Source organism: Ciceribacter azotifigens, assembly GCF_048159625.1.
Taxonomy (GTDB): Bacteria; Pseudomonadota; Alphaproteobacteria; order Rhizobiales; family Rhizobiaceae; genus Allorhizobium; species Allorhizobium azotifigens.
Map to the genome: position 1 here is coordinate 252,529 of NZ_JBLQTA010000002.1, position 26,511 is coordinate 279,039.

Genomic DNA, 26,511 nt, shown 5'->3' on the forward strand with positions numbered 1-26,511 from the left:
CGCATATATGTCGTATCGCTCATTGTTAAATAGGGAATGCGGATTCTTTTCGGTATCCTCTTTCGCGCTCTACTTGGCAAGACTGGAGATAAGTTTCGAAATTAACGAGTATTAATCGGAATCGCAGTAAACATAGTTAACAAAGAGTTTGTTGCGGTTTAGCAACATCCAATTTCCGTCATTTCTGTGCCACAATGAATTCACAATTCGGCTCTTCCAATTCCTCAATTGGCCGCCACATTTACTCTCGGAACGGGCGAGGTAACCCGCTCAATTGTTCATGCCGCCACTTTGAAATGTTCGCCTGCGGCAACGGACTGAAAAGGAGACTAGTATGCGTAAACTCGTTATGATCCTCATGGCAACCGCCGCCGGTGTCGCGACGTTCTCGACCGCACAGGCCGCCGATGCCGTCGACCAGATCCCCGAGGCTCCTGCCGCGACCGAAAGCTACAGCGCGCCCGTCAGCAACTGGGCCGGTGCCTATGTCGGTGCGACGGCGAACTACGACTGGGGCCGCTTCGGCAGCGGCGATTATGACGCCAAGGGCTTTGGCGGCTCGCTCTACGGCGGCTACAACTTCCAGAACGGCCAGATCGTCTACGGTGCGGAAGCCGACATCGCCTATACCGGCGAAGACGGTGACGCCGGTACCGGCCTGACCGGTACGCAGGGCGTGAACGGGTCTCTCCGTGGCCGCGTCGGCTACGACATGAACCCCTTCCTGATCTACGGTACCGCCGGTCTCGCACTGTCGAACAACAAGCTCGAGAGCGCCACCGACTCGGATGAGAAGGTCGCCGCCGGTTACACCGTTGGTGCCGGCGTCGAAGCCATGGTCACCGACAACATCACGGCTCGCATCGAGTACCGCTACAGCGACTATCAGAAGCGCGACTTCAGCCTCGACGGCACGACCGTCTCGCGCGGTTTCGACGATCACAGCGTCAAGGTCGGTATCGGCGTCAAGTTCTGATCGCCGTAAGACGACGTCACGAGGAAAGCCGGGCCCGCGCCCGGCTTTTTTTGTTCCGCTTTGCTGTCGGTGACCGCCGGGATTACGCCTGCGGCTTCAGTTCCGCATAATCCTCGAAACGCTTCTCGAATTTCTGCGGCCAGGCGGCGAGCGCCGTGCGTCCGTTCTCCCACTCGCCGGGGAAGCGGAGCATCAGGTAGCCGATCAGCGCGGCCAGCGAAAAATGCCCGCCGTGAAGCGATTTCCCGGTCTTCGGCAGATGGGCGTTCAGGTGATCGAGCCCACGGCTCACCTTCTGCCATTGCCGGTCGATATAGGGCTGGTGCACGTGCTCTTCCGGGCGCTGGCGCCGTTCGTAGACGATTGCGATGAGGCAGTCGGTGATCCCGTCGCAGAGTGCCTCCAGCACCTCTGCCTCGGTACGCTTGCGGTTCTTGCGGGGGTAGAGACCGCCTTTCGAGCGGCGGTCGAGATAGTGCATGATGGCGCGGCTGTCGAAGATCGGGCCGTCCTCGCCGGAAAGAAGCGTCGGGATCTTGCCGAGCGGATTGTTGTCGATCAGTTCGGGCGGGTCGTCGTTGGTGGCGACCGGTACCACCTCCGCGTCCATGTCGAGATAGCGGAGCGCCATGCGCACTTTCGAGGAATAGGGCGAGGTGGAGGAGTAGAGGAGTTTCATCGTTCTTCCAGTTCGGTTGTTCAGCGTGCCGGCGGCACCGCGACGGAGGGGAGAGAGCAAGCCTGCGCGTCGATCTCCGGACAGTCGCGGAAAGCGAGTTGCGGTGTCAGGCAGACGCGGATTTCGGAAAGCTTGCCGCGTTCGCAGGTGACCGCCAGCGCCTGCCGCGTCATGCCGGCATTGGCTCTGGTGAACTGCGTCTCGATCGCGTCGACGTCGACGGTCGTCGCGCGTTCGGCATTGCGCAGGCTGTCGGGAATGCGGACGCGCTCGTAAGCCGCGCGGGTGAGGGCGAAATAGTCCGCCTGGGCGAGCCCGGAGCAGGTGCCGTGCTTGCGCCACTGATGGCCGATGAGCCCCATGCTCGGCATGATGTCGAAGAGCGTGCGTCCGAGCTTTTCCGGTACGCGCCGCGGCTGGTCGGTCGGGCAGTTTTCCGGATAGCCGCGCTCGTTCTGCGGCCAGAGCCCGTGCACCACGAGCCCGTAGCGTTTGCCTTCGCCGCACTGGTCCCGGTTGCTGGAGGCCTTGGCGCTCGCACAGAAGGTCGGGGACCAGGAAAGCGCCAGCACATAGAAGTCGAAACCGGAAGGCTTCGGCGGCCCATCCGCTCCCGCACCGTTCGGCGCAACGAGCATGACGCCAGCGAGAGCGGCCGCGCGCAGCGCCTTCAGTCGAGCAGACATCCACATCGATTCAGCGCAGGGACGCACAGCGGGCGCCGTAGACATGCCAAGGATCCAGGCCATCCGTGCAGAATTCGACCGACGAACCGAGCCCCGCAAAGCCCCACGTGCCCTCGATCAGATACCAGAGATTGCGGCCGAGGCCGTCGCTGGTGGTGACAGTCGCATGGCAGAAACGCCGCTCGACGCGATGCGTCTCGTCGGTCGGCCGGAAACCGGTTTCGCGGATGATGCCGAAGTCGGCGATCGAGAGATCGACCTTCAGGAATTGCCGGTTGTTGCGGGAGAACCGGCTTTCGACCGACCCGACGACGGCCGCGTCGTCGCAACGCGGTGTCGCGGCCTGGCTGTCCGTGACCGAAAGCGCGGTGGCGGCGACCGCAAGGCATGCGCTGACGAGGAATTTCGCACCCATGGCTCTCTCCCGTTTGCCGCCAGAATGTTGTCAAACCCGCAGGAGGTCAAGGGCGATCGACGCCGCAGGAAACGGCTCTTCCTCAGTTCTCGCCGCGCAGCCAGAAGCAACGCTGCGAGGCGTAGCGATCCTGCGCCAGGACGCGCTTCAGTTCGGGCAGCAGCAGATGCAACTCGTCCTTCAGCGTGAAGGGCGGATTGACGATAATGAGCCCGGAACCGCTGAGCCCCGTCGTCTCGCGATCGCTGCGCACCGAAAGCTCGGCGCAGAGCATTTTCGGGATGCCGAGCGCCTTCAGCGCCTCGTGGAATTCGGCGATCGGCGCACCCTTCTTGATCGGATACCAGAGGCAGTAGGTGCCGGTGGCAAAACGTCGATACGCCTTCGCGAGGCCGTCGACGAGCCGTTCGTATTCACCCGCCTCCTCGAAGGGTGGATCGACGAGCACGATGCCGCGCTTCTCCTTCGGCGGCAGGTGTGCACCGAGTGCGAGCCAGCCGTCGAGCTCGGTCACCCGCACCTGGTAGTCGCCCTCGAACAGCCGGGCGAGCGCGCGGCTGTCGTCCGGATGGAGCTCCATCGCCGAAAGCCGGTCCTGCGGGCGGAAGAGCATCCGCGCGAGCTTCGGCGAGCCCGGATAAAGGGTGATCGGCCCCTTCGGATTGAGCGCGCGGATCGCGCCGAGATAGGGTGCTAGCAGGGCTGCGACGCCCTCCGGAAGATCGGCTTCCATCAGCCGGCCGATGCCGTCGCGCCACTCTCCGGTCTTCTGTGCCTCCTCCAAGGAGAAGTCGTAGAGCCCGATGCCGGCGTGGGTGTCGAGCATGCGGAATGCCTTGTCCTTCTGCTGCAGATAGACGATCAGGCGCGCCAGAACGGCGTGCTTCAGCACATCGGCGAAGTTGCCGGCGTGGTAGATGTGGCGGTAGTTCATCTGTGTTTCCGATGGCTCTCATGAATTCTTGGAATGGACCTTTAAGGCGCCTGCCGCTTGCCATATACATGCGGACATGAACATCGCGAGCCCCATCCGAACCCGTTCCGTCGGTCATACGGCCTGTCCGCACGACTGTCCATCCACCTGCGCGCTCGATGTCGACATCGATGAAAACGGCCGCATCGGACGTGTCCGCGGGGCTGCCGACAACGATTACACGGCCGGCGTCATCTGCGCCAAGGTCGCCCGCTACGCCGAGCGGCTCTACCATCCGGACCGCCTGCTGACGCCGAAGCGGCGCAAGGGCGGCAAGGGCGAGGGCGCCTGGCAGGAAGTTTCCTGGGACGAGGCACTCGACGAGATCGCCGACGCCTTCGTCAAGGCCGAGCAGGCGCATGGCAGCGAGGCGGTGTGGCCCTATTTCTACGCCGGCACCATGGGACAGGTGCAGCGCGATTCCATCGAGCGTCTGCGCCACGCCAAGCGCTATTCCGGCTTCATGGGCACGATCTGCACCAACATGGCCTGGACCGGCTACGTGATGGGGACGGGTGTACTGCGCGGCGTCGATCCCCGCGAGATGGCGAAGGCCGATTGCGTCGTCATCTGGGGCACCAATGCGGTCGCCACCCAGGTCAACGTGATGACGCACGCGACCCGCGCCCGCAAGGAGCGCGGCGCCAAGATCGTCGTCGTCGACGTCTACGACAATCCGACGATGAAACAGGCGGATATCCGCCTCATCCTTCGGCCCGGAACCGATGCGGCGCTCGCCTGCGCGGTCATGCACATCGCCTTCCGCGACGGTTATGCCGATCGCGCCTACATGGAAAAGTTCACCGACGATCCGGCGGGGCTCGAGGCGCACCTCGCCACCCGCACACCGCAATGGGCGGCGGCGATCACGGGACTGTCCGTCGAGGAGATCGAGACTTTCGCCCGGCTCGTCGGCACGACCAAGAAGACCTTCTTCCGGCTCGGCTACGGCTTTGCCCGCAGCCGCAACGGCGTCGCCCAGATGCACGCGGCGCTCAGCGTGCCGACCGTCCTCGGCAGCTGGCAATACGAGGGCGGCGGTGCCTTCCACAACAACGGCGACATCTTCCGTCTGAACAAGGCGGAACTGATGGGCACGGCCTATCTCGATCCCGACGTCCGCGTCCTCGACCAGTCGCAGATCGGCCGGGTGCTGACTGGCGACGCGGAGGCGCTGCGCCATCGCGGGCCGGTGACGGCGCTCCTGATCCAGAACACCAATCCGGCCAATGTCGCGCCCGAACAACGCCTGGTGAAACGGGGTTTCCTGCGCGACGACCTCTTCGTCGCGGTGCACGAGCAGTTCATGACCGAGACGGCCGAGCTTGCCGACATCGTGCTGCCGGCCACCATGTTCGTCGAGCACGACGACATCTACCGCGCCGGCGGCCAGAGCCATATCCTGCTCGGGCCGAAGATCGTCGAACCGCCGGCGACCGTGCGCACCAATCTTTTCGTCATCGAGGAACTGGCAAAGCGCCTCGGCGTCGCCGACCGTCCGGGCTTCGGGCTGACGGAACGCGAGCACATCGACCGCATGCTGAAGGCGAGCGGCAAACCGGGCTTCGACGTGCTGGCCGAAGAGAAGTGGCTGGAATGCCAGCCGCCCTTCGAGGAGGCGCATTTCCTGAACGGCTTCGGCTGTCCGGACGGCAAATTCCGCTTCAGTCCCGACTGGGCGGGGGCCCCGGCGCCGAACCGGCCGCCGGCCTCTGTCGGCATTCTCGGGCCGGTCGATCAATTGCCGGCCTTTCCTGATCAGGTGGACATCATCGAGGTGGCGGATGCCGAGCATCCCTTCCGGCTCGCCACGTCTCCCGCACGCAACTTCCTGAATTCGAGCTTCTCCGAGACCCGCACCTCGGCCGAGAAGGAGGGCAGGCCGGAAGTGATGGTCAATCCGTCCGACGCAGCGCGTCTCGGCATCGAGCCCGGTGAGCTCGTCCGTCTCGGCAACCGTCGCGGCACGCTACGCATCCATGCCCGCGTGACGGAGGCCGTCAAGCCGGGCGTGCTGGTCGCCGAGGGGATCTGGCCGAACAAGGCGCATGTCGACGGCGAGGGCATCAACGTGCTGACGGGCGCCGACGCGGTCGCTCCCCACGGCGGCGCGGCCTTCCATGACAACAAGGTGTGGCTCTCAAAGGACCCGGCATGAGCAAGTTCGACCGCACCGGGATCACCATCCGCAAGGACGAGACGCTCTGGAAGGGCTGGAGCCATCTCAGGCGTGTCACCTTCGACTATCGCCGCGACGACGGCCGCGAGACCGAACTCGTCTGGGAAGTGTTCGACCGCGGCCCCGCGGTGGCGATCCTGCTGTTCGACCCGACGCGCGAGACGGTCGTGCTCGTGCGGCAGTTCCGCATTCCCGTGCATCTGATGGGCGATCCGGCGTTCCTGCTGGAGGTTCCGGCCGGCGGCGTCGAGGAGGACGAACCCGAGGCGGCGGTCTGCCGGGAGGTGCTGGAGGAAACCGGCTACCGGATCGATGCCCCACGTTTCCTGTTCGCCGCCTACACCTCGCCCGGCGCGCTCACCGAAAAGGTCTACTTCTACGCCGCGACGGTGACGGCGGCCGACAAGGTTGCCGACGGCGGCGGTCTCGACCACGAGCATGAGGATCTGGAGCTCTCGGAGGTTGCCCTCGACGAGGCGCTCGACATGATCGGGACGGGCGCGATCTGCGACGCCAAGACGATCATGCTGCTGCAATGGGCGGCGCTGAACCGCGAAAGCCTCGTCCGGGCGGGCGAACTGCAGGCGCAGGAAGGGTAGGGGGCGGCGTATATCGCACCGCCCCGGAGCTCTTGTCAGAACGTGCCCTTGAGGCCGAAGGAAACCGACATCGCGCGGAACGTCGCGCCGGCGCCGTCCTCGGCCGTGCCGACCAGCGTGTCCGTCGTCGTGTCGTAGTATTCCGTGTCGCCATAGGCGTGGAAGACCTCCTGGTAGGCGCCGGAGACGTAGAGCGAGGCGCTCTCGGTCAGTGCGTAATCGACAGACACCTTGGCGCCGAGCATCGGGGCGGCATTCATGCTGTCGTAGAAGCGCAGGTCACGTTGCCAGTGATCGTCGATGTCGTCGATGCCGAAGCTCAGGCCGCCTTCCAGGCCGCCGCTGATCGTGAACTTGCCGACCTTGTGCTCGCCGTTGACGCTCAGGAAGCCGACCGGGATCTGCTGCTGGTAGCTGATGCCCTTTTCGCCGGGCGTAAAGGTGCTGGTGAGGTCGCGGAAGAACGGGTCGCCGCTCGAATAGATGTAGGAGCCGCCATACGCGGTCCATTTGACGTCGGTGTAACGGAAACCGAGACCGACGGCGAGATTGGTGCTGTCGTCACTGTAAACCGCACGGTCGAGTTCGAGAGAGCCGCTGAAATAATGATCCAGCTGGGTGTCGGGGTGGATGGACCGGTGGCTCCACTCATCGTGCGTCGCGCTCATCCAGTCGTAGTCGACCATGTGGCCGTCGCCACCGGTGCCAACGTTGAAATCGCCGCGGATACTCCAGTTCTTGTCGAGTTGGGCGTCGGCACCGAGGGTGAACACGGTGATCCCCTTGCTTTCCCAGTTGAGCTCGCTGAGCTTCTTGCCGTTGTCGTAGACCAATTCGTCCGCCTTGATGTTGGCAAGGCCGACGCCGCCGAAGATCACGAAGCCGCCATCAGACGAGGAGAACAGAGTGTCCTCCGCGAGCGCCGCAGTCGGTGCAGTGAGAAGAAGACAGCAGGCCGCTGCCGATTTGAAGCTCCGATAGTGCATTGAGACCCCCACGACTGAACATTTCGTCGATTCTCAATACGAGAAGAAGGGTTTTCGCTTCAACTGGCTTGCATGGTCCATATCTGGGTCATTGGGGTCCAAAACTGGACCTAAGCCTCGTTTCTGCCACAGACGGGCGCCGCCGGTTCGCCGTTGCGTATCTTGACGGACGGTGTTGACGCCCCGGTCGCGGTGGCTATCTTGCGGCATCTCCCTCGATCGGAAGGAAACGGTTATGGCGGACGTCGCGCCGAAATGGGCTCTTGTCACCGGTGCGACGGGCGGCCTCGGGCGTGCCTTTTGCGAGGCGCTCGCCCGACGCGGCTATAATATCGTCGTTTCCGCCAGGCACGCGGCTCCCCTCGAAGAGCTCGCTGAAGCACTGCGCGCCGGCCATGGCGTCGAGATCGCGGTCGAGCCGGCGGATCTCGCCGAGGCCGGTGCGGCGCAGGCGCTGAAGCGTGCCGTAGAGGCACGCGACATCGCGGTCGAGACACTGGTCAACAATGCCGGCTTCGGCCTCCACGGACGCTTCCACGCCCAGTCGGCCGAGGCGATCGGCGGCATGGTGGCCGTCAATGTCGCCGCCCTCACCGAACTCACCCACGCATTCGCCGCAGATATGGCAGAGCGCGGCGGTGGTCACGTCCTGCTCGTCGCAAGCACCGCAGCCTTCCAGCCGATCCCCGGTTACGCCGTCTATGCGGCCAGCAAGGCCTATGTACTCTCGCTCGCGCACGCGCTGCACGAGGAGTTGCGCCGGCGCAAGGTCGTCGTTTCGGTGCTGTGTCCGGGGCCGACGGAGACGGAATTCTGGGCGCGGGCCGGCCACGTCCTGAAATGGGGCGCACGTGCCGACCTCATGCAGCCGGGGCCGGTGGTGGAGGAGGGGCTGCGGGCGCTCTATGCCGGAAAGCCGGCGGTCGTCACCGGGCTTGCGAACCGCATCATGGCGTTTTCGACGCGACTTGCCCCGCGCAGCCTGCAGGCAAAGGCGGCGGAGGTCTTCATGGGATCGCGCAAGAAGAAGGCGTAGCGCTTCGGCGCGCCTCGAGGTCAGGCGGAAACGAGCGTCGCGGCAGGGTCGCCGAAGAAGCCGGCACGTTCGACCGCGCCGTCGGCCAGCATGTGCACCTTGCCCTCGGCGACGAGCTTCAGCGCCAGCGGATAGGTCCGGTGCTCGACGGTGAGCACGCGTGCAGCCAGAGTGTCTTCCGTGTCATCGGGAAGGATCGGCACGACCGACTGGGCGATCACAGGGCCTTCATCCATGCCGGCAGTGACGTAGTGCACGGTGCAGCCGCTGACGCGCATGCCGGCGTCGATCGCCCGCTGATGAGTGTGCAGTCCCGGAAAGAGCGGCAGCAGGGACGGGTGGATGTTGAGGATGCGCCCCTCGTAGGGCCGGATGAAATCGGCCGACAGAAGGCGCATGTATCCGGCAAGGCAGATCAGGTCCGGCGCGAGCTCGCCGAGCTTCGCGAGGATCGCCGCCTCGTGCTCCGCCTTCCCGGCATAGGCTTTGCGTTCGAAGACGAAGGTCGGAATGCCTTTCGCGGCCGCCCTGGCGAGGCCGCCGGCGGAGGTCTTGTCGGAGATCACGCCGACGATTTCGGCGGGAAAATCCGCGGCTTCGGTCGCCGCCAGCAGCGCCATCATGTTGGAGCCGCCGCCGGATATGAAGACGACGACGCGTTTGCGCGAGGCTGTCATAGGGCGAGCGCGCCCTTGTAGACGGTGCCCGCCGCGCCTTCGGCGCGGGCGACCATGCGGCCGAGGGTGACGACCGTCTCGCCTTCGCCGGCAAGCACTTCGGCCACGCGGGCGGCATCCTTCTCGGCGACGACGACGATCATGCCGATGCCGCAATTGAAGGTCCGCAGCATCTCGTTCTGGGCGACGCCGCCGATCTTTGCGAGCCACGAAAAGACGGCGGGTACCCGGAAGGCGCCGAGGTCGATTTCCGCAGCGAGATGCTTCGGCAGCACGCGCGGAATGTTCTCCGGGAAGCCACCGCCGGTGATATGGGCGAGCGCCTTCAGTGCACCCGTTTCGCGGATCGCCTTCAGGAGCGGTTTCACGTAGATGCGGGTCGGAGCAAGCAGCCCCCGGCCGAGGCTTTCGCCTTCGCCGAACGGCGCGGGAGCGTCCCAGGACAGCCCGGAAAGTTCGACGATCTTGCGCACCAGCGAGAAGCCGTTCGAATGGACGCCCGAGGAGGAGAGGCCGAGGATCACGTCGCCTTCGGCGATATCGCCGGCGGGCAGGAGCTGGCCACGTTCTGCCGCGCCGACCGCGAAGCCCGCGAGGTCGTAGTCGCCGCCGGCGTACATGCCCGGCATTTCGGCGGTTTCGCCGCCGATCAGCGCGCAGCCAGCTTCCCGGCAGCCGTCGGCAATGCCGCCGACGATCGCCGCGCCCTGGTCGGGATCGAGCTTGCCGGTGGCGAAATAGTCGAGGAAGAATAGCGGCTCGGCGCCCTGCACGACGAGGTCGTTGACGCACATCGCGACGAGATCGATGCCGACCGTGTCGTGGATGCCGGCGTCGATGGCGATCTTGAGCTTGGTGCCGACGCCGTCGTTGGCGGCCACGAGGACCGGGTCCGTGAAGCCCGCGGCTTTCAGATCGAAGAGGCCGCCGAAGCCGCCGATTTCGCCGTCGGCGCCGGGGCGGCGCGTGGACCGGACGGCCGGCTTGATCTTCTCGACCAGCAGGTTGCCGGCATCGATGTCCACACCGGCGTCGCTATAGGTCAGACCGTTCTTGCCGTTCTCGGACATGGGGCTCTCCAATCGGGTGTCGTCGTTCTCCCGCGCAATGGCATGACCGGGGCGGGGATTCAAGGGAAATACCGGGAAGTCCCGGTGAAAAAACTGCCGCGCCGGCATCTGTGCGCCGGCGGGCGGTGAAGCGGGATGGCGTGCGGCGGCCCTTGACCCTCCAGCCCCGGCCATTCTACTTGCTATGCCGACCACCGCAGCGGAGCATCGAGCATGACCCAGCACATTTCCGGCGTTACCCTGAAGCGGCAGGCCTTTTTCGGGCTCGCGGCGCTTGCCGGCTTCATATTGTTCCTGTTTTTGTTCCGCACAATCCTCCTGCCGTTCATCGTCGGCATGGCGCTCGCCTATTTCCTCGATCCGGTCGCTGACCGGCTGGAGCGCCTCGGCCTCAACCGCTTCATGGCGACGACGCTCATTCTCGTGGCCTTCATCTTCGTCTTCGTGCTCGCCCTGATGATCATCATTCCGGTGCTCGCGACCCAGCTCAACGATTTCATCCAGCACGTTCCGGGTTATGTCACCGAGCTGCAGAACTTCATCGCCACCTCCAATGCCCGCTGGCTGCCGGGATGGCTCGACGGCCAGATGGTGACGATCAAGGAGAACTTCTCCAAGCTGGTGACCGAGGGGGCCGGCTTTGTCGCCACGCTGGTGGCGCAGATCTGGAACTCCGGCAAGGCGCTCGTCGATATTGCGGCGCTCCTCGTCGTGACGCCGGTCGTCGCCTTCTATCTCCTCCTCGACTGGGACCGGATGGTGGCGAAGGTCGACCACTGGATCCCGCGCAACCAGGTCGGCGCGGTCCGCGAGCTCGCCACCGAAATGGACAAGACGATCGCCGGCTTCGTGCGCGGGCAGGGGTCGCTCTGCCTCATCCTCGGCATCTACTATGCCGTCGGCCTTTCGCTAATTGGCCTCAATTTCGGACTGCTGATCGGCTTCTTCACCGGCATGATCAGCTTCATTCCCTATGTCGGCTCGACGGTTGGCCTGGTGCTCGCCGCCGGCGTCGCGCTGGTGCAGTTCTGGCCCGATTACGTCCACGTCGTCATCGTGGTGATCTTCTTCTTCTCCGGCCAGTTCCTCGAAGGCAACATCCTGCAGCCGAAGCTTGTCGGCCAGAGCGTCGGCCTCCATCCGGTCTGGCTGATGTTCGCGCTCTTCGCCTTCGGCGCGCTCTTCGGTTTCGTCGGCGTGCTCGTCGCCGTTCCGGCGGCGGCGGCGATCGGCGTCCTTGTCCGGTTCGCCCTCGCACGGTATCTTGAGAGCGATTTGTATTACGGACAGACACCCGGTCGTGGCGGTGAGCACAAGCCGGATGTCTCAGAGAAATAAATGAGTGAAAACAAGAAGGCCGAGGCGAAGCTGAAAGTGGCGGAACAGCTTCCTCTGGTGTTCGGCCATGCCGCTGCGACGGGCCGCGACGACCTCCTGGTCTCCGGACGTCTGGAAGCGGCCGTCGCCATCATAGATTCCTGGCCGAACTGGCCGTCGCCCGTGGTGATCCTCGCCGGCCCCGCGGGCTCGGGGAAGTCGCATCTTGCCGAAATCTGGCGTGAGCAGAGCGGCGCCGTCGACATCCATCCGGTCGCCGGATCGCAGGCGGCGCTCGCCGCGGCGGCGGGCCCGGTCCTCTTCGAGGATGCCGAGCGGCGAGGCTTCGACGAGGTCGAGCTTTTCCACGTGATCAACAGCGTGCGCGAGAACGGCACCAGCCTGCTGATGACGTCGCGTACATGGCCCCTGTCCTGGGCCGTCGCGCTGCCCGACCTGCGTTCGCGGCTGAAGGCCGCCACGATGGTCGAGATCGGCGAGCCCGAGGAGGAGCTCCTCGCCCAACTCATCGTCAAGCTCTTCGCCGACCGGCAGCTTGCGATCGACGACCGCATCGTCGGCTATATCGTGCAGCGGATGGAGCGTTCCTTCGCCGCCGCCCAGGATGTCGTCGAGCGGATCGACCGGCTGGCGCTGGCGCGTCGAGCGAAGATTTCGCGGGCGCTGGTCGCGGAGGTCCTCGACGAACTCCACGGCGACGACCATCATGATTGAGTTGTCACAGTGACGTCTTGAAGCTGTTATAGTGGGCGCCAGAGGGCGAACAAAGGACGGAATCATGGATCACGTTGCAACCGGGATGGAAACGGTCGGGGCGGAGGCGAGCGCCGACACGGAAGACCTGATGACCAGTCCTTCGCGTTTCATCAACCGCGAATTCTCCTGGCTGCAGTTCAATCGCCGCGTCCTCGAGGAGACGCTGAACACGGCCCATCCGCTGCTCGAGCGGGTCCGCTTCCTGTCGATTTCCGCGACGAACCTCGACGAGTTCTTCATGGTCCGCGTCGCCGGTCTCGAGGGGCAGGTGCGCCAGGGCATCACCATTCGCAGCCCCGACGGCAAAACGCCGCTCGAACAGCTCGAGGAGATCCTGAACGAGATCGACAATCTGCAGATGGAGCAGCAAGCCTCGCTCGCCGTGCTGCAACAGTATCTCGCCAAGGAGGACATCCTCATCGTCCGTCCGGCCGCGCTTTCGGACGAGGACCGGGCGTGGATCGAGACGGAATTCGAGGAGTCGATCTTTCCGGTGCTGACGCCGCTTTCGATCGATCCGGCGCACCCGTTCCCCTTCATCCCGAACCTGGGCTTCTCCATGGGGCTGCAGCTCGAGCGCAAGCAGGGCCGTGAGCCGATGACCGCGCTTCTGCGCCTGCCGACGACGCTCGACCGGTTCATCCGGCTGCCCGACGACCGGAACATGCTCCGCTACATCACGCTCGAAGATGTGGTGGGCATGTTCATCGACCGGCTCTATCCAGGCTACGAGGTCATGGGCTTCGGCACATTCCGGATCATTCGCGACAGCGATATCGAAGTCGAGGAAGAAGCCGAAGACCTCGTGCGCTACTTCGAGACGGCGCTGAAGCGTCGCCGCCGCGGGTCCGTGATCCGCATCGAGACGGATTCGGAAATGCCGGCGGCGCTGCGCCAGTTCGTCGTCCACGAGCTGGGCGTGCCGGAAAACCGTGTGGCGATCCTGCCCGGGCTGCTGGCGCTCAACACGCTTTCCGAGATCGCCAAGGCGCCACGCGACGACCTGCGCTTCGAACCCTATAACGCCCGTTTCCCCGAGCGGGTGCGCGAACACGCCGGCGACTGCCTCGCGGCGATCCGCGAGAAGGACATGGTGGTCCACCATCCTTACGAGTCCTTCGACGTCGTCGTGCAGTTCCTGCTGCAGGCGGCGCGCGATCCGGACGTTTTGGCGATCAAGCAGACGCTCTACCGCACCTCGAACGACAGTCCGATCGTCCGCGCCCTCATCGACGCAGCCGATGCCGGCAAGTCCGTGACGGCGCTCGTCGAGCTCAAGGCGCGTTTCGACGAGGAGGCGAACATCCGCTGGGCGCGCGACCTCGAACGCGCCGGCGTGCAGGTGGTCTTCGGCTTCATCGAACTGAAGACGCACGCCAAGATGTCGATGGTGGTGCGCCGCGAAGAGGGCAAGCTCAGGACCTACTGCCACCTCGGCACCGGCAACTATCATCCGGTCACGGCGAAGATCTACACGGACCTGTCCTTCTTCACCTGCAACCCGAAGATCGCCCACGACATGGCGAACGTCTTCAACTTCATCACCGGCTATGGCGAGCCGGAGGAAAGCATGAAGCTGGCCGTCTCGCCCTATACGCTTCGGCCGCGTATCCTCAAGCATATCGCCGAAGAGATCGAGCATGCCCAGGCCGGTCGTCCGGCGGCGATCTGGATGAAGATGAACTCGCTCGTCGATCCCGAGATCATCGATGCGCTCTACGGCGCAAGCCGGGCGGGCGTGGAAATCGACCTCGTGGTGCGCGGCATCTGCTGCCTTCGTCCGCAGGTGCCGGGGCTGTCCGAGAATATCCGGGTGAAATCGATCGTCGGCCGCTTCCTGGAGCACAGCCGCATCTTCTGCTTCGGCAACGGCTACGGCCTGCCGTCGGAAAAGGCGCTCGTCTACATCGGCTCCGCGGACATGATGCCGCGCAATCTCGATCGGCGCGTCGAAACGCTGGTTCCCCTGATAAATCCGACGGTTCACGAGCAGGTCCTTTCACAGATTATGCTCGGCAATCTGATTGACAACCAGCAGAGCTACGAGATACTGCCCGACGGTACCTCCCGGCGCATGGAAGTGCGCCCGGGAGAGGAACCGTTCAATGCGCAGCAGTATTTCATGACCAATCCCAGCCTTTCGGGCCGGGGCGAAGCGTTGAAGTCGAGCGCGCCGAAGCTGATCGCCGGCATTATCTCCGGCCGAAAGAAATAACTGGTACTTCATGACACGATCAGAAGCGCAGGGACGTTTACCCGGTATCGCCCCTGTCTCCGTCATCGACATCGGCTCGAACTCGATCCGCCTCGTCGTCTATGAAGGGCTTTCCAGGTCGCCTGCCATCCTGTTCAACGAAAAGGTCCTCTGCGGCCTCGGCAAGGGACTCGCTTCGACAGGCCGAATGGACGAGGAGGGCGTGCGCCGTGCGCTCGCGGCGCTCCGGCGTTTTCGTGCGCTTTCGGAGCAGGCGCAGGCGACATCCATGTACGTACTGGCGACCGCGGCCGCACGGGAGGCCGCCAACGGGCCGGATTTCATCCACGAGGCCGAGGCGATCCTCGGACACCGGATCGAGGTGCTGAGCGGCGAACAGGAAGCACTCTATTCGGCGCTCGGCGTCGTCAGCGGCTTCCATGATCCGGACGGCATCGCCGGCGACCTCGGCGGCGGATCGCTGGAGCTTATCGACATCCGCGGCCAGGACCTCGGCAAGGGTATCACCTTGCCGCTCGGCGGTATCCGCCTGTCCGAGACCGCCGAAGGCTCGATTGCCAAGGCCCGCACGATCGCCCGGCGGCTGATCCGGGAGACGTCGATCCTGGAGAAGGGCGCAGGCCGCACTTTCTATGCTGTCGGCGGGACCTGGCGAAACGTTGCCAAGCTCCACATGGAGAAGCGCAACTACCCGCTCCACATGATGCAGGGCTACGAGCTGCCGTATGACGAGGTCGTCCGCTTCCTCGACGAGATCATCGCCAACGGCGACAGTCGCGATCCGGCCTGGCAGGCGATTTCCAAGAGCCGCCGTGCGCTTCTGCCCTACGGCGCCATAGCCATGCGCGAAGTCCTCGACGCGATGAGGCCCGCAAAGGTTTCCTTCTCGGCGCAGGGCGTGCGCGAAGGCTATCTCTATGCGCTGCTTGCGGAGGAGGACCGTGCCGCCGACCCGTTGCTCGTCGCCGCCGACGAACTGGCGATCCTGAGGGCCCGTTCACCTGAACATGCCCGCGAACTCGCCGACTGGACGGGCCGGATGATGCCCTTCTTCGACATCGACGAGACGGTGGAGGAGGGCCGCTACCGGCAGGCCGCCTGCCTCCTCGCCGACATCAGCTGGCGGGCGCATCCGGATTACCGCGGCCTGCAGGCGCTGAACATCATCGCCCACTCGTCCTTTATCGGGATCTCCCATCCCGGACGCGCCTTCATCGCGCTCACCAACTATTATCGCTTCGAGGGTCTCAACGACGACGGCCAGACGGGGCCGCTCGCGGCGATCGCGACCGAGCGTCTGCTGCAACGGGCGAAGCTCGTCGGCGGTCTGCTGCGGGTCGTCTATCTCTTCTCCGCCTCGATGCCGGGCGTGGTCGATAGTCTCACCTTTGCGCGGTCGGCAAAGCCGGACCTCGACCTCGAATTCGTCGTGCCGCCGCAGTATCGCGGCTTTGCCGGCGAGCGGCTCGACGGGCGCCTGCAGCAACTCGCGCGTCTGACCGGCAAGCGCCTCGCCTTCCGTTTCGAGTAGAAGCTCACCGTGCCGTCGAAATGAGCGCCTGCCAGCGGCCGGGCGTCATGCCGTAGGCCTGTTTGAAATGCCGGGTGAAATGCGCCTGGTCGGCAAAGCCCGCGGCAAGCGCGACCTGCGCCAGTCCTTCACGTTCGCGGATGAGCGAGCGCGCGAAATCCAGCCGCCGCATGACGAGATAGCGATGCGGGCTCGTGCCGAAAGCGCGGCGGAACTGCCGGGCGATCGTGTAGCCGTCGAGGCCGGCGATCGCCTCCAGTTCGGAGGAGCGGACTTCCCGCGTACAATGTGCCGCGAGAAAGTCCCGGCAGGCGGCGATGCCCGCCGATACGCCTTGCGCGGCCGATCCGCCCCTGTCGTCGCAATGTTGCTTGAGGCCGTCGGCGATCATCGCCACCACGGCGGAGACAGCGAGCTCCGAGGGAACTTCGTCGAGTTGGATGATCGCCTCGGCGAGACCGCGCCGGAACCCCGGATCGTCGATGACGGGGTCGGCGACGAAGGGCAGCGCACCCCGTCTCCCGAGAGCGTCGGCAATCCTTTCCGGGGCGACGTAGATCATGCGGTAGGAAAGCCCGCTCTCGGTCCCGGCGGCGCCGTCGTGCAACTCGTCGGGATGCAGGACGATGATGTTGCCGGGAAGGCTCGCACGGCGTGATCCCCGGTACTGAAAGGTCTGCACGCCCGAGAGTGTTACGCCGATGCCGTAGGTGTCGTGGCGGTGCGGGGAGAACCCGTCGCCCCTGAAGGCGGCCTCGATGTGCTCCAGCCCCTCCGAGCCACCGAGAAGGCGCAGGCGGTCCTCCGTCACTGCGGTGCAGGATCGTTCAAGACCGTGCTCAGCATCCTTCGCTATAGCGGCGGCAGGGGCGAGTGCGCCCTTGAAACCGCGGAGGGAATTGTCGTCCATGTTCGATACCAAGATCGTCGTCGTCCTCAGGGAGGATCTCGCCAGCTGGCAGAAGCTCAATGTCACCGCATTCCTGACGAGCGGTATCGTCGCGCAGGAAGCATCGGTGATCGGTGAACCTTACCGCGATGCGGCCGGCAACGTCTACAATGCCATGGCCGGGCAGCCGATCGTCGTGCTCTCCGCGGACGCGTCGACGCTTTCGACCATCCACCGGCGCTCGCTCGAACGCGGCGTAACCTCGTCGCTCTACATCGAGGAAATGTTCTCGACTGGCCACGACGCAGCCAACCGGGCCGTCTTCGCCGAGTTTGCGCCGGACAATGCGAAGGTGGTCGGCATCGGTCTCAGGGCCGAGAAGAAGCTCGTCGACAAGATCACCAAGGGCGCCAGGTTGCACGGCTGACGAGCGCCGGCCCTTCCGATTCATGCCGCGGCTTTCAACCGTCGGCTTACGCGCCGTCGTGACGGTCGGCTTCGACACTGTCTTCATCTTGCGGAAGACGGAAGCCGTCGCCCCAGTCCGCCCGCCGCGCCTCCCGGAAGAGATCACCGTCTCTGCGGCTGACGGTGAGTTCGCCGATGCCACCGTCGGAACGGCAGAGCTTCAAGCGCACGAGGCCGCTTGCGGCGCGCGGCAGCGCAAGAACCCGCGCCGGGGGCGGTTCGGCCGGCGTCCGCGAGGCGGCGATGAAGATGTACTTCTCGTCCTCCCACGGCACGTCCGCCTGCTTGGCCAGCCGGTGAAGACGCGAGCGCGCCACACGGCGGGAAAAGTGGCACCAGTCGCTGCCTGCGATCGCGCAGGGTGCCGCGTGCGGGCAGGGCGCGACCAGATGGGCGCCGGCCTTGATCAGCGTGTCGCGGACGATCTGGATACGGCGCCAGCCGGCAGGCGTTCCCGGCTCGACGATCACGAGTGTCTGGCCGGTCAGCGCCCAGAGCTTGGCCGTAACGGCCGCAATGGCGCCTTCGGCGATTTCGTCGAGCACATAGGCGAGCGTGACGAGGTCGGCCGGGGCCTCCACGGGAAGCGCGCCGGTCACGTCACCGGGAAGCCACGTCGAGGCGACGGTCGACGATCTGGCGAGCGCCTCGCCGACGGTGCGGATCGATGCACTCGCCTCGACGATCGTTGCCTGACCGAGCTCCGGCCAGCAGTCGGCGGCCGCCCAAAGGGCCGTGCCGGGGCCGGCGCCGACATCGAGCAACGTCTGCGGCGCGAAGGTGGGTGACGCCTCGGAGACCATCTCGAGTGCAGCGCGCACAGCGGCAAACGTCGCGGGCAGGCGGGTGGCGAGATAGGCCTTGGCGGCGAGCGTCCCGTCGATATGGAAACGCCCGTCGCGCACTTCGCGGCGGTAACGGTCGGAGAGCGTCTGGCTGGCGCGGGTCAGGCGGTCGAGCGGCTCGCCTTCGAGGGCTTCGTCGACGGCGCGGCGCAGGGCGGCGGGCAGTTCCATGGTGTCTTCAGCGCCAGTTCAGCCTCAGAACTCCACCGCTTCGACGCGCTTGTCGACGAAGCGCAGGCCGACGCCGCCGGAGATGAGCTTCAGGGCAACATCGCCGAAGAGTTCGCGTCGCCAGCCGTGCATGGCCGGCACGTCGGCCTTCTCGCCCTCGGCGGCGATCCTTTCCAGGTCCTCGCTGTTGGCGATGACCTTCGCGGCGACACCGTGCTTTTCCGAGGTGAGCCGCAGGAGCACCTTGAGAAGCTCGACCGAGGCTGCTGCCCCGTCGGGCGCCTGGACGTGACGATGCACATGCGGCATCTCCGCCTTCGGCAGGGCGAGCGCCTCGTTGACCGCTTCGATGATCGCGGCGCCGGCATTCGAGCGTTCCCAACCCTTCGGGATGGTGCGCAGCCGGCCGAGCGCTTCGGTATCCTTCGGCTGCTGCTGGGCGATCTCATAGATTGCGTCGTCCTTCAGCACGCGGGAGCGGGGGACGTTGCGGTTACGGGCCTCGCGCTCGCGCCAGGCGGCGACATACTTGATGACGGCGAGTTCCTGCGGCTTTCTGAGCCGCATCTTCAGCCGCTGCCAGGCATCGTCGGGATGCAGGTCATAGGTTTCCCGCGATTCGAGGATGTTCATCTCCTCGGTGAGCCAGTCGGCGCGTCCCTCGCGTTCCAGCTCCCCCCTGAGCTTCAGGTAGACGTCACGCAGATGGGTGACGTCGGCGAGCGCGTATTCCAGTTGCTTGTCGGAAAGCGGCCGCCGGCTCCAGTCGGTGAAGCGCGAGGTCTTGTCGATGTGGACGTTCTTCACCTTCTGCACGAGCTGGTCGTAGGAGACGGAATCCCCGAAGCCGCAGACCATCGCCGCAACCTGCGTATCGAAGATCGGATGCGGGATCAGGTTGCCGAGGTGGAAGATGATCTCGATGTCCTGGCGGGCGGCGTGGAACACCTTGACGACGGAGCTGTCCGCCATCAGCGCGAAGAAGGGAGCGAGATCGATGCCCTTGGCGAGCGGATCGACGATCACCTCGAGGTCCGGGCTCGCCATCTGGATCAGACAGAGTTCCGGCCAGAACGTGGATTCGCGCAGGAATTCGGTGTCGATGGTGATGAAGTCGGACTTGGCGAGCTTTGTGCAGGCTTCCTCGAGGGCAGCGGTCGTTTCGATCATGTCGTCTCGGTCTTGATGGAATTTGTGATCCACCTTCCTTCCGCGTTCGCCCTGCGATGTCAATATGAACGGCAGTTTCCGGCCGCTGCGGTGGCATTTCCGGGCGAAGTGACGCGGCGAAGCGACAGAAGAGGCTCAGCGGGCCACCTTGCGCAGGGCCGCGATGTTTCCACGATGCACCTCTTCGTAAGGGGCGAAATAGCCGATCCAGCCCTTGTCGATCTCGGGCGCGACGAAAGCGGAGAGCGGCTCGCTATCGATCGCAGGGTCGTCGAGGCGGGAAAGCAATCGTTCGAGATAGGCTTTGGTCGCCGAGATGAGGCTCGTCTCGTAACCGCCGGCGGCGATCACCGCCTCGGCGCCGTGGTTCGGCAGGATGCGGCGGAAGGGCAGGGTCGCCAGCCGGTCGAGCTCGGCGATGTGGGTGCGCGTATGTTCGGGTTCGGAGATGTAGGTAACGGTGTCCTCCAGCGTGTCGCCGGCAAGCAGCACGCCGAGACGGGGAATGAGGATCACGGTGCCGTCGGCGCTGTGGATGTCGAAGCGCATGAGCCGCAGTTCGAGCCCCGCAAGGTCGAGCACCAGTTCGTCCTCGAAAAGACGCGTCGGAAGAATGAGCGGCGAGATCGGCGGGGTCTTCGCCGCGAGCGTCTCGCGGTTTGCCACCATCGCCTCGTGGGTCAGCCGGTTGGCGATGATCTCGCAATCGGAAAAGACGGCATTGCCGGCGATATGGTCGGTGTGCCAGTGGCTGAGCACGACGCGGATCGTCTCGACGCCGAGGCTCAAGAGATGCGTGCGGATCGCACGGGCATGATCGAGCGAGATATGCGTGTCGTAGACGATCGCCTCCTTTCCCGAGACGATCGAGAAACTGGCGACGCCCAGCGAATAGGCCCCGTCGTCCATCCAGTTGCGCCCCTTCGACCAGAGCCGCACGCCTTCGATCCGGCCGTCGTAATAGGCGAATAGGCCGGGATAGGGCTCGTGGATGCGCAGGGTGTCGGTGAGCGACGGCATGGAGCGGCTCCGGTCGGCAAGGGCAGGAGACCTCGCTATACCACCCGCACGAAACTGGTCATACCCGTCTTCTGATGCTCGATGATATGGCAGTGGAGCACCCAGTCGCCCGGATTGTCGGCGACGACGGCGATCTGCACCTTCTCGTCGGGAAGCACGAGATAGGTGTCGGAGAAGAGCGGCAGGACCTTGCGCGTCGATGAGGAGAGCACCTTGAAGTTCATCCCGTGCAGATGGATCGGATGCGCATGCGGCGTGACGTTTTCGAGATTGAAGACATAGGTCTTCCCGAGCTTCATCTCCGCAAGCGGCGCCATGGGATCGGCGCTGTCGCCGGGATAGGGGACCTTGTTGATCGCCCAGAAGGAATAGCCGAGCGAACCGCAGATGGAATCCTTCGCCGCCTGTTCGGCGGTGGCGCTGAGGATCAACGGCACTTCCGTGGCCGCCGAAAGGTCGGGTTCAGGCTGCGGATTGGCGGCAAGCGGCGGCACGTCGCCGAGGTTCCGCTTGAGCGAGGTGCCGACGGCCCTGAGCCGCGCGACCGTCTTCGGCGTCGATGGCCGGACGTCCTCGATCGTCACAATCGCCCCTTCGTCGTCGGGCATGCGCAGGATGAGATCGAGCCGCTGGCCGGGCGAGATGGTCGCGGTGTCGAGCGGCATGATCGAAGGCACCGGCTGGCCGTCGATCGCGACGATCACCGCGTCCGCGCCGGTGAGTTTCAGGTTGAAGATGCGCGTCACGTCGGAAGCGAGGAGACGAAGCCGGACGAGACCGCCGGCCGGCGCGTCGTAGCTCGGCTCCACCTGCCAGTTGGCGGTGCGCACCGTGCCGAAGGTGCCGGCCTTGGCGGCGTCGCGCGCCTTGAACTGCTCGATGAACTGCGAATTGCCGCCGAGCCGCCAGTCGCGCAGGTTGAGCGCGATCTCGCCGTCGAACTCGGGGTCGCTCGGGTCCTCGACAACGAGCATGCCGGCGAGCCCGCGGCCAATCTGCGTCAGCGTGTTGCAGTGGGGGTGGTACCAGAAGGTGCCGGCATCCGGCGGCGTGAAGGTGTAATCGAAGCCGTCGTCAGGGTAGACGTAGGGCTGCGTCAGGAACGGCACGCCGTCCATGGCGTTGGCGATCCGCAGGCCGTGCCAATGCACCGTCGTCGGCTCCTGGAGCCGGTTCTTGAACCGCACGGAGAATGGCTCGCCGCGTCGCGCCCTGAGGACCGGGGGAGCGACATCCTCCGGCGAGGGAGCTGTCCGGTAGCTCATCACCCCCTTGCTCGGCGCCTTGCCGTCGATCATCGCCGTCAGTTCGTAGGCTTCGAGGAGCAGCGGGTCGGCCGTTGCGCCGGCGAGCGCCCGCGTGATGCCGGGTGCGAGAGCTATGCCCGAGGCATAGGCGCCGCCGACGGCGGCGGCCTTGAGGAGATTGCGGCGGGTGAGCGGGAGCATTCGGGGCACCATGCGAATAAAGATGCCTCCCTTTTAAAGTTGAGAGAAAAATTCATCAATAGGGCTTCGTCTGCCAGACTGTCGCAGTCAGTCCTGTTTTTCCGACGGCGGCGCCGCAAGCTTGCTGAAGAAGGTCGAGGTGCGCAGGAGGCTGCGGAAGCGCGGCCGGCGGGTAGTGGCCGGCACCCCCTCGCGAACGGTCATTCGGAGCAAGGTGTAGACCATGAAGATGCCGAGCACGACGGTCGTATAGATGAAGAGCGCTTGCGGCCCGAAATAGTCGAGCATGAAGGAGGCGAAGAGCGGCCCGACCACGGCGCCGGCCGACCAGAAGAACAGGGTACCGGCGGAGACGAGCGCGTGCTGGCCGGGTGCCGCGTGGTCGTTGGCATGCGCCGAGCAGAGCGAATAGAGCGGCATGGCGAAGGCGCCGAAGATGAAGATGCCGACATAGTTCAGCAGTTCGTTCGATCCCGCGACGAAGGTGATGAAGAGCCCGGCGGCGAAGGCACCGAAGGTGGCGATCAGAATGATCCGCCGCCGGTCGAGCTTGTCGGAATAGTGGCCTAGCGGATATTGCAGCACGACGCCTGCGAAGATGCCGAGGCTCATGAAGGTGGCAATCGCGGTCACCGAAAAGCCGATGCCGTCGGCATAGACCGGCCCGAGCGAACGGAAGGTCGAGTTGGTGAGCCCGACGACGATGCAGCCGACGGTCGCGAGCGGCGAGACCTTCCACAGCAGTTTCAGGTCGAAACGCACCGCCTCCGGTGCTTCCGGGCTCGACCGGTCGGCAAACGAGATCGGCACGAGTGACAGCGTGAGCGCCATCGAGACGATCGCGAAGAGCTCGAAGCCGCTGATGCCGACGGCCGGGATCAGGTATTGCGCAAGGGTCACCGAGCCGAGGTCGACGAAACGGTAGACCGAGAGCGTGCGGGCGCGCGTGGCGTTGGTGACGCGGGCGTTGAGCCAGCTTTCCACGACGGCGAAGAGACCGGCGAAGCACAGGCCCTGCAGCAGCCGCATCGCGAACCAGGCGGTCGGATTGATCGCAAGCAGCATTGAGATCGAGGCGGCGGAGGCGATCGCCGCGAGCGCCGAAAAGGTGCGGATATGGCCGATCGAACGGATGATGCGGGTGACGTAGATGCAGCCGATCGCGAAGCCGATATTGTAACCGGTGCCGATCACGCCGATGGTGGAGGTTGAAAACCCCTCCTGGAGCGCCCTGAGCGAGATGAACGTGCCCTGCAGGCCGTTGCCTCCGATCAGGATGCCGGCGGTGATGAGCAGGGGGATGAGGGGGCGGATGTTGTTCATGAGGGCCTGAGCGGATTGGCGGTGCCGTCTTTGAGTCGCTGCCGAGACAGGATGTCATATCTAGACCAGCCGCCTCTGCCGTTATAGCCGAAATAGCGACCATATCTGCTCCAGCCTTGACAAATCGGACAGCACGTGCGCTTTTCCGCCCGATTTTCTCTCGGCAGCTCGGGGCGCTTTTTTGCCTTTCTTGCCGGCGCCCAAGTCCAGGATTTAGCAAAATGCATCGTTACCGCAGCCACACCTGTGCCGCTCTCCGCAAGTCCGACGTCGGCAACACCGTCCGGCTTTCCGGTTGGGTTCATCGCGTTCGCGACCATGGCGGCGTGCTCTTCATCGACCTGCGCGACCACTATGGTATCACCCAGGTCGTCGCCGACCCGGACAGCCCGGCCTTCAAGCTCGCGGAAACCGTGCGCGGCGAATGGGTCATCCGCATCGACGGCCTCGTCAAGGCCCGTTCGGAAGACACGATCAACAAGAACATGCCGACCGGCGAAATCGAGCTCTACGCCCAGGAGATCGAAGTCCTGTCGGCGGCCAAGGAATTGCCGCTGCCGGTCTTCGGCGAGCCGGACTATCCGGAAGACGTGCGTCTCAAGTATCGCTTCCTCGACCTGCGCCGCGAGACGCTGCACAGGAACATCGTCAAGCGCACGCAGATCATCGCCGACATGCGCCGGCGCATGGGCGAGATCGGATTCGCCGAGTATTCGACGCCGATCCTGACCGCGTCTTCTCCGGAAGGCGCCCGCGACTTCCTCGTGCCGAGCCGCATTCACCAGGGCAAGTTCTTCGCGCTGCCGCAGGCGCCGCAGCAGTATAAGCAGCTGCTGATGGTCGCCGGCTTCGACCGCTACTTCCAGATCGCACCGTGCTTCCGCGACGAAGACCCGCGTGCCGACCGCCTGCCGGGCGAATTCTACCAGCTCGACCTGGAAATGAGCTTTGTCACCCAGGAAGACGTCTGGACGACCATGGAACCGGTCATGCGCGGCGTCTTCGAACAGTTCGCCGACGGCAAGCCGGTGACGCAGGAATTCCCGCGCATTCCCTATGACGAGGCGATCCGCAAATACGGTTCCGACAAGCCGGATCTGCGCAACCCGATCGTCATGGAGGCCGTGACCGAGCATTTCGCCGGTTCGGGCTTCAAGGTCTTCGCGAACATGATCGCCTCGAACCCGAAGGTCGAAGTCTGGGCCATCCCGGTGAAGACCGGTGGTTCGCGCGCCTTCTGCGACCGGATGAACGCCTGGGCGCAGAGCCAGGGCCAGCCGGGCCTCGGCTACATCTTCTGGCGCCAGGAAGGCACGCTCCTCGAAGGGGCCGGCCCGCTCGCCAAGAACATCGGCGAGGAACGCACCGAAGCGATCCGCACGCAGCTCGGTCTCGACGAAGGTGACGCCTGCTTCTTCGTCGCCGGGGAACCGGCGAAGTTCTACAAGTTCGCCGGCGAAGCGCGCAACCGCGCCGCCGAGGAACTGAACCTCATCGACCGCGACCGCTTCGAGCTGTGCTGGATCGTCGACTTCCCGTTCTTCGAATGGAATGAGGACGAGAAGAAGATCGACTTCGCCCATAACCCGTTTTCGATGCCGCAGGGCGGCATGGAGGCGCTGGAAAGCCAGGATCCGTTGTCGATCAAGGCCTACCAGTACGACATGGTCTGCAACGGCTTCGAGATCGCCTCCGGTTCGATCCGTAACCAGTCGCCGGAACTGATGGTCAAGGCATTCGAGATGGTCGGCCTTTCGAAGGACGATGTCGAGGAACGTTTCGGCGGAATGTACCGCGCCTTCCAGTACGGCGCTCCGCCGCACGGCGGCATGGCGGCCGGCATCGACCGCGTCGTGATGCTGCTCGTCGGCGCGAAGAACCTGCGCGAGGTGACGCTGTTCCCGATGAACCAGCAGGCGCAGGACCTGCTGATGAACGCACCGTCGGAGGCGACCCCGACGCAGCTGCGCGAGCTTGCGCTGCGCGTCGTGCCGCAGCCGAAGAAGGACTGAGTAGTCTCCCTCTGAACCAAAGGAAACCCCGGCAAGCATTCTGCTTCCGGGGTTTTTTCTTGCCGTCATTCCTGCGGCAGGCTGTGGTCGAGGAAGTACCACTGGTCGAGATGGGCGAGGATGGTCGGCTCGATTGCCGCGTTCAGGAGCGCGATGTCGTCCATCAGGCGGGCACCCGGCGTTTCCTCCGGCGGAAGCGTGAGCGGCTGCAGGGCATGGAAGGTGAAACGGGCGCCGCGGTCGCGCAGCGTGTAGATTGGGCAGAGTGCCGCGCCGGTCATCCTCGCCAGCCGGACGGCGACCGCCAGATTGCCTTCGAGATTCGGCTTGCGACCGAAGAGGGGGCCGCGGATCTTTGCCTGCAGGCCTTCGTCGCAGAAGATCGATACGACGCCGCCGGATTTCAGGACCTTGAGGGCAGGTCGCACGCCCTCCTGGCCGGGCGGCAGAAAACCGACGCCGGCCTTGCGCCGGACCCGCTCGGCGATCCAGGCGCGCGCCCGGCTGTTCGGCGGCACGAAGTTGATGTTGGGCGTCACCCCGATCGAGACCAGCGCCGGCGCCATCACTTCCCAGTTGCCGAGATGCATGCCGATCAGGATCACCGGGCCTTTCCGGTTCGCCGCGACAATCTTTTCTGTCCCGACGTGACTCACCCGCGACCGACTGCGCGCAACGCGGTTGGTAATGGAGAATTCCGTCATCACCCGCCCCTGATGGGCGTTGTTGGCGAAAAGGATCGCCTCCCGTTCGCTCTCGGTGAGATCGGGTCTGAGGCGCGCGAGCGTCGCACGGGCCCGCTTCTGTGCGCCCTGGTGAAAGCGGGGCAGGGCGAACCGGCCGATCGCCGCCCCGGCATCTGAGCAGAGATCGGCGGGCAGCAGCTTCAGGCCGAAATGGACGAGGAGATCGCCGGCGTTCGACAGATTGTCCTTGATCCAGTAGCGGACGAAACGCTGGCGCGCAGCACCGCCGGCGAGGAGGTCGGCGAAAGGCGGGGCCGCCTCGCGCTGATAGATCCACGCCTTGCGCTTGCCGGAGCTTGCCAT

At 64.9% G+C, this 26,511-nt stretch carries 24 protein-coding genes; 10 read left to right on the plus strand and 14 right to left on the minus strand.

Annotation, left to right across the window (positions count from 1 at the left end; translation table 11 throughout):
• Nucleotides 1-334: 334 nt before the first annotated feature.
• On the plus strand, nucleotides 335-976 hold the full coding sequence (locus tag ACM6UT_RS04180) for an outer membrane protein (RefSeq protein WP_416796109.1): 642 nt from the start codon (nucleotides 335-337) through the stop codon (nucleotides 974-976).
• 82 nt (nucleotides 977-1,058) lie between these two features.
• Here ACM6UT_RS04180 and ACM6UT_RS04185 read toward each other — a convergent pair whose 3' ends face one another.
• The 4 genes from ACM6UT_RS04185 to ACM6UT_RS04200 all read right to left on the minus strand — a co-directional run bounded on the left by ACM6UT_RS04185 (nucleotide 1,059) and on the right by ACM6UT_RS04200 (nucleotide 3,690).
• Nucleotides 1,059-1,655, minus strand: a complete 597-nt coding sequence (locus ACM6UT_RS04185) for a glutathione S-transferase (protein ID WP_416796110.1) — start codon at nucleotides 1,653-1,655, stop codon at nucleotides 1,059-1,061.
• Nucleotides 1,656-1,675: 20 nt separating this feature from the next.
• The gene (locus tag ACM6UT_RS04190; protein WP_416796111.1) at nucleotides 1,676-2,341 is read right to left on the minus strand and encodes a ribonuclease T2 family protein; all 666 of its coding nucleotides are present in this window, start codon (nucleotides 2,339-2,341) and stop codon (nucleotides 1,676-1,678) included.
• A 10-nt stretch (nucleotides 2,342-2,351) separates the two neighbouring features.
• The gene (locus ACM6UT_RS04195; RefSeq protein ID WP_416796112.1) at nucleotides 2,352-2,756 is read right to left on the minus strand and encodes a hypothetical protein; all 405 of its coding nucleotides are present in this window, start codon (nucleotides 2,754-2,756) and stop codon (nucleotides 2,352-2,354) included.
• Nucleotides 2,757-2,838: 82 nt separating this feature from the next.
• A complete protein-coding gene (locus tag ACM6UT_RS04200; protein WP_416796113.1) occupies nucleotides 2,839-3,690 on the minus strand; it encodes a 23S rRNA (adenine(2030)-N(6))-methyltransferase RlmJ in 852 nt (283 codons plus the stop codon).
• 76 nt (nucleotides 3,691-3,766) lie between these two features.
• Here ACM6UT_RS04200 and ACM6UT_RS04205 point away from each other — a divergent pair, with 76 nt between their 5' ends.
• Both ACM6UT_RS04205 and ACM6UT_RS04210 read left to right on the plus strand, forming a co-directional pair.
• Nucleotides 3,767-5,887: a molybdopterin-containing oxidoreductase family protein gene (locus ACM6UT_RS04205; RefSeq protein ID WP_416796114.1), complete on the plus strand. Its 2,121-nt coding sequence runs from the start codon at nucleotides 3,767-3,769 to the stop codon at nucleotides 5,885-5,887.
• Nucleotides 5,884-6,507: an NUDIX domain-containing protein gene (locus tag ACM6UT_RS04210; protein ID WP_416796115.1), complete on the plus strand. Its 624-nt coding sequence runs from the start codon at nucleotides 5,884-5,886 to the stop codon at nucleotides 6,505-6,507. The genes ACM6UT_RS04205 and ACM6UT_RS04210 overlap by 4 nt, the downstream gene beginning before the upstream one ends.
• Nucleotides 6,508-6,542: 35 nt before the next feature.
• Here the strand turns inward: ACM6UT_RS04210 and ACM6UT_RS04215 are convergent, their stop codons facing one another.
• Entirely contained in the window at nucleotides 6,543-7,493 is a 951-nt protein-coding gene (locus ACM6UT_RS04215) for an omptin family outer membrane protease (protein WP_416796116.1), read from the minus strand.
• Nucleotides 7,494-7,728: 235 nt separating this feature from the next.
• Here ACM6UT_RS04215 and ACM6UT_RS04220 point away from each other — a divergent pair, with 235 nt between their 5' ends.
• Entirely contained in the window at nucleotides 7,729-8,529 is an 801-nt protein-coding gene (locus ACM6UT_RS04220) for an SDR family NAD(P)-dependent oxidoreductase (protein ID WP_416796117.1), read from the plus strand.
• A gap of 20 nt (nucleotides 8,530-8,549) precedes the next feature.
• Here ACM6UT_RS04220 and purN read toward each other — a convergent pair whose 3' ends face one another.
• Entirely contained in the window at nucleotides 8,550-9,206 is a 657-nt protein-coding gene (gene purN, locus ACM6UT_RS04225; RefSeq protein ID WP_416796118.1) for a phosphoribosylglycinamide formyltransferase, read from the minus strand.
• Nucleotides 9,203-10,276 carry a phosphoribosylformylglycinamidine cyclo-ligase gene (gene purM / locus ACM6UT_RS04230; protein WP_416796119.1) on the minus strand — a complete coding sequence of 358 codons (1,074 nt, stop codon included), beginning with the start codon at nucleotides 10,274-10,276 and terminating at the stop codon, nucleotides 9,203-9,205. Before purM ends, purN begins: the two co-directional genes overlap by 4 nt.
• A gap of 213 nt (nucleotides 10,277-10,489) precedes the next feature.
• Here purM and ACM6UT_RS04235 point away from each other — a divergent pair, with 213 nt between their 5' ends.
• The 4 genes from ACM6UT_RS04235 to ppx all read left to right on the plus strand — a co-directional run bounded on the left by ACM6UT_RS04235 (nucleotide 10,490) and on the right by ppx (nucleotide 16,116).
• The gene (locus tag ACM6UT_RS04235) at nucleotides 10,490-11,614 is read left to right on the plus strand and encodes an AI-2E family transporter (RefSeq protein WP_416796120.1); all 1,125 of its coding nucleotides are present in this window, start codon (nucleotides 10,490-10,492) and stop codon (nucleotides 11,612-11,614) included.
• Nucleotides 11,615-12,328: a DnaA regulatory inactivator HdaA gene (gene hdaA, locus ACM6UT_RS04240; RefSeq protein WP_416796121.1), complete on the plus strand. Its 714-nt coding sequence runs from the start codon at nucleotides 11,615-11,617 to the stop codon at nucleotides 12,326-12,328.
• 85 nt (nucleotides 12,329-12,413) lie between these two features.
• The gene (locus ACM6UT_RS04245; protein ID WP_416796286.1) at nucleotides 12,414-14,585 is read left to right on the plus strand and encodes an RNA degradosome polyphosphate kinase; all 2,172 of its coding nucleotides are present in this window, start codon (nucleotides 12,414-12,416) and stop codon (nucleotides 14,583-14,585) included.
• A 10-nt stretch (nucleotides 14,586-14,595) separates the two neighbouring features.
• Nucleotides 14,596-16,116: an exopolyphosphatase gene (ppx, locus tag ACM6UT_RS04250; protein ID WP_416796122.1), complete on the plus strand. Its 1,521-nt coding sequence runs from the start codon at nucleotides 14,596-14,598 to the stop codon at nucleotides 16,114-16,116.
• Between the two features lie 4 nt (nucleotides 16,117-16,120).
• Here the strand turns inward: ppx and ACM6UT_RS04255 are convergent, their stop codons facing one another.
• Entirely contained in the window at nucleotides 16,121-17,026 is a 906-nt protein-coding gene (locus ACM6UT_RS04255; RefSeq protein WP_416796123.1) for an AraC family transcriptional regulator, read from the minus strand.
• On the opposite strand from ACM6UT_RS04255, the gene ACM6UT_RS04260 reads away from it, so the two are divergent.
• A complete protein-coding gene (locus ACM6UT_RS04260; RefSeq protein ID WP_416796124.1) occupies nucleotides 17,025-17,432 on the plus strand; it encodes a DUF2000 family protein in 408 nt (135 codons plus the stop codon). The genes ACM6UT_RS04255 and ACM6UT_RS04260 overlap by 2 nt on opposite strands.
• Before the next feature lie 46 nt (nucleotides 17,433-17,478).
• Here the strand turns inward: ACM6UT_RS04260 and ACM6UT_RS04265 are convergent, their stop codons facing one another.
• The 5 genes from ACM6UT_RS04265 to ACM6UT_RS04285 form a co-directional block, all read right to left on the minus strand.
• Nucleotides 17,479-18,489 (minus strand): small ribosomal subunit Rsm22 family protein, encoded by a 1,011-nt coding sequence (locus ACM6UT_RS04265; protein ID WP_416796125.1) that lies wholly within the window; start codon nucleotides 18,487-18,489, stop codon nucleotides 17,479-17,481.
• Nucleotides 18,490-18,513: 24 nt separating this feature from the next.
• Nucleotides 18,514-19,659 carry a ribonuclease D gene (gene rnd / locus ACM6UT_RS04270; RefSeq protein ID WP_416796126.1) on the minus strand — a complete coding sequence of 382 codons (1,146 nt, stop codon included), beginning with the start codon at nucleotides 19,657-19,659 and terminating at the stop codon, nucleotides 18,514-18,516.
• Nucleotides 19,660-19,794: 135 nt separating this feature from the next.
• Complete coding sequence (locus ACM6UT_RS04275) at nucleotides 19,795-20,679, minus strand: MBL fold metallo-hydrolase (protein WP_416796127.1); 885 nt, start codon at nucleotides 20,677-20,679, stop codon at nucleotides 19,795-19,797.
• Nucleotides 20,680-20,714: 35 nt separating this feature from the next.
• The gene (locus ACM6UT_RS04280) at nucleotides 20,715-22,127 is read right to left on the minus strand and encodes a multicopper oxidase family protein (protein WP_416796128.1); all 1,413 of its coding nucleotides are present in this window, start codon (nucleotides 22,125-22,127) and stop codon (nucleotides 20,715-20,717) included.
• An 87-nt stretch (nucleotides 22,128-22,214) separates the two neighbouring features.
• On the minus strand, nucleotides 22,215-23,450 hold the full coding sequence (locus ACM6UT_RS04285) for an MFS transporter (protein WP_416796129.1): 1,236 nt from the start codon (nucleotides 23,448-23,450) through the stop codon (nucleotides 22,215-22,217).
• Between the two features lie 221 nt (nucleotides 23,451-23,671).
• Here ACM6UT_RS04285 and aspS point away from each other — a divergent pair, with 221 nt between their 5' ends.
• The gene (gene aspS / locus ACM6UT_RS04290; protein WP_416796130.1) at nucleotides 23,672-25,462 is read left to right on the plus strand and encodes an aspartate--tRNA ligase; all 1,791 of its coding nucleotides are present in this window, start codon (nucleotides 23,672-23,674) and stop codon (nucleotides 25,460-25,462) included.
• Between the two features lie 65 nt (nucleotides 25,463-25,527).
• On the opposite strand, the gene ACM6UT_RS04295 is transcribed toward aspS, so the two are convergent.
• Nucleotides 25,528-26,511, minus strand: a complete 984-nt coding sequence (locus ACM6UT_RS04295; protein ID WP_416796131.1) for a lysophospholipid acyltransferase family protein — start codon at nucleotides 26,509-26,511, stop codon at nucleotides 25,528-25,530.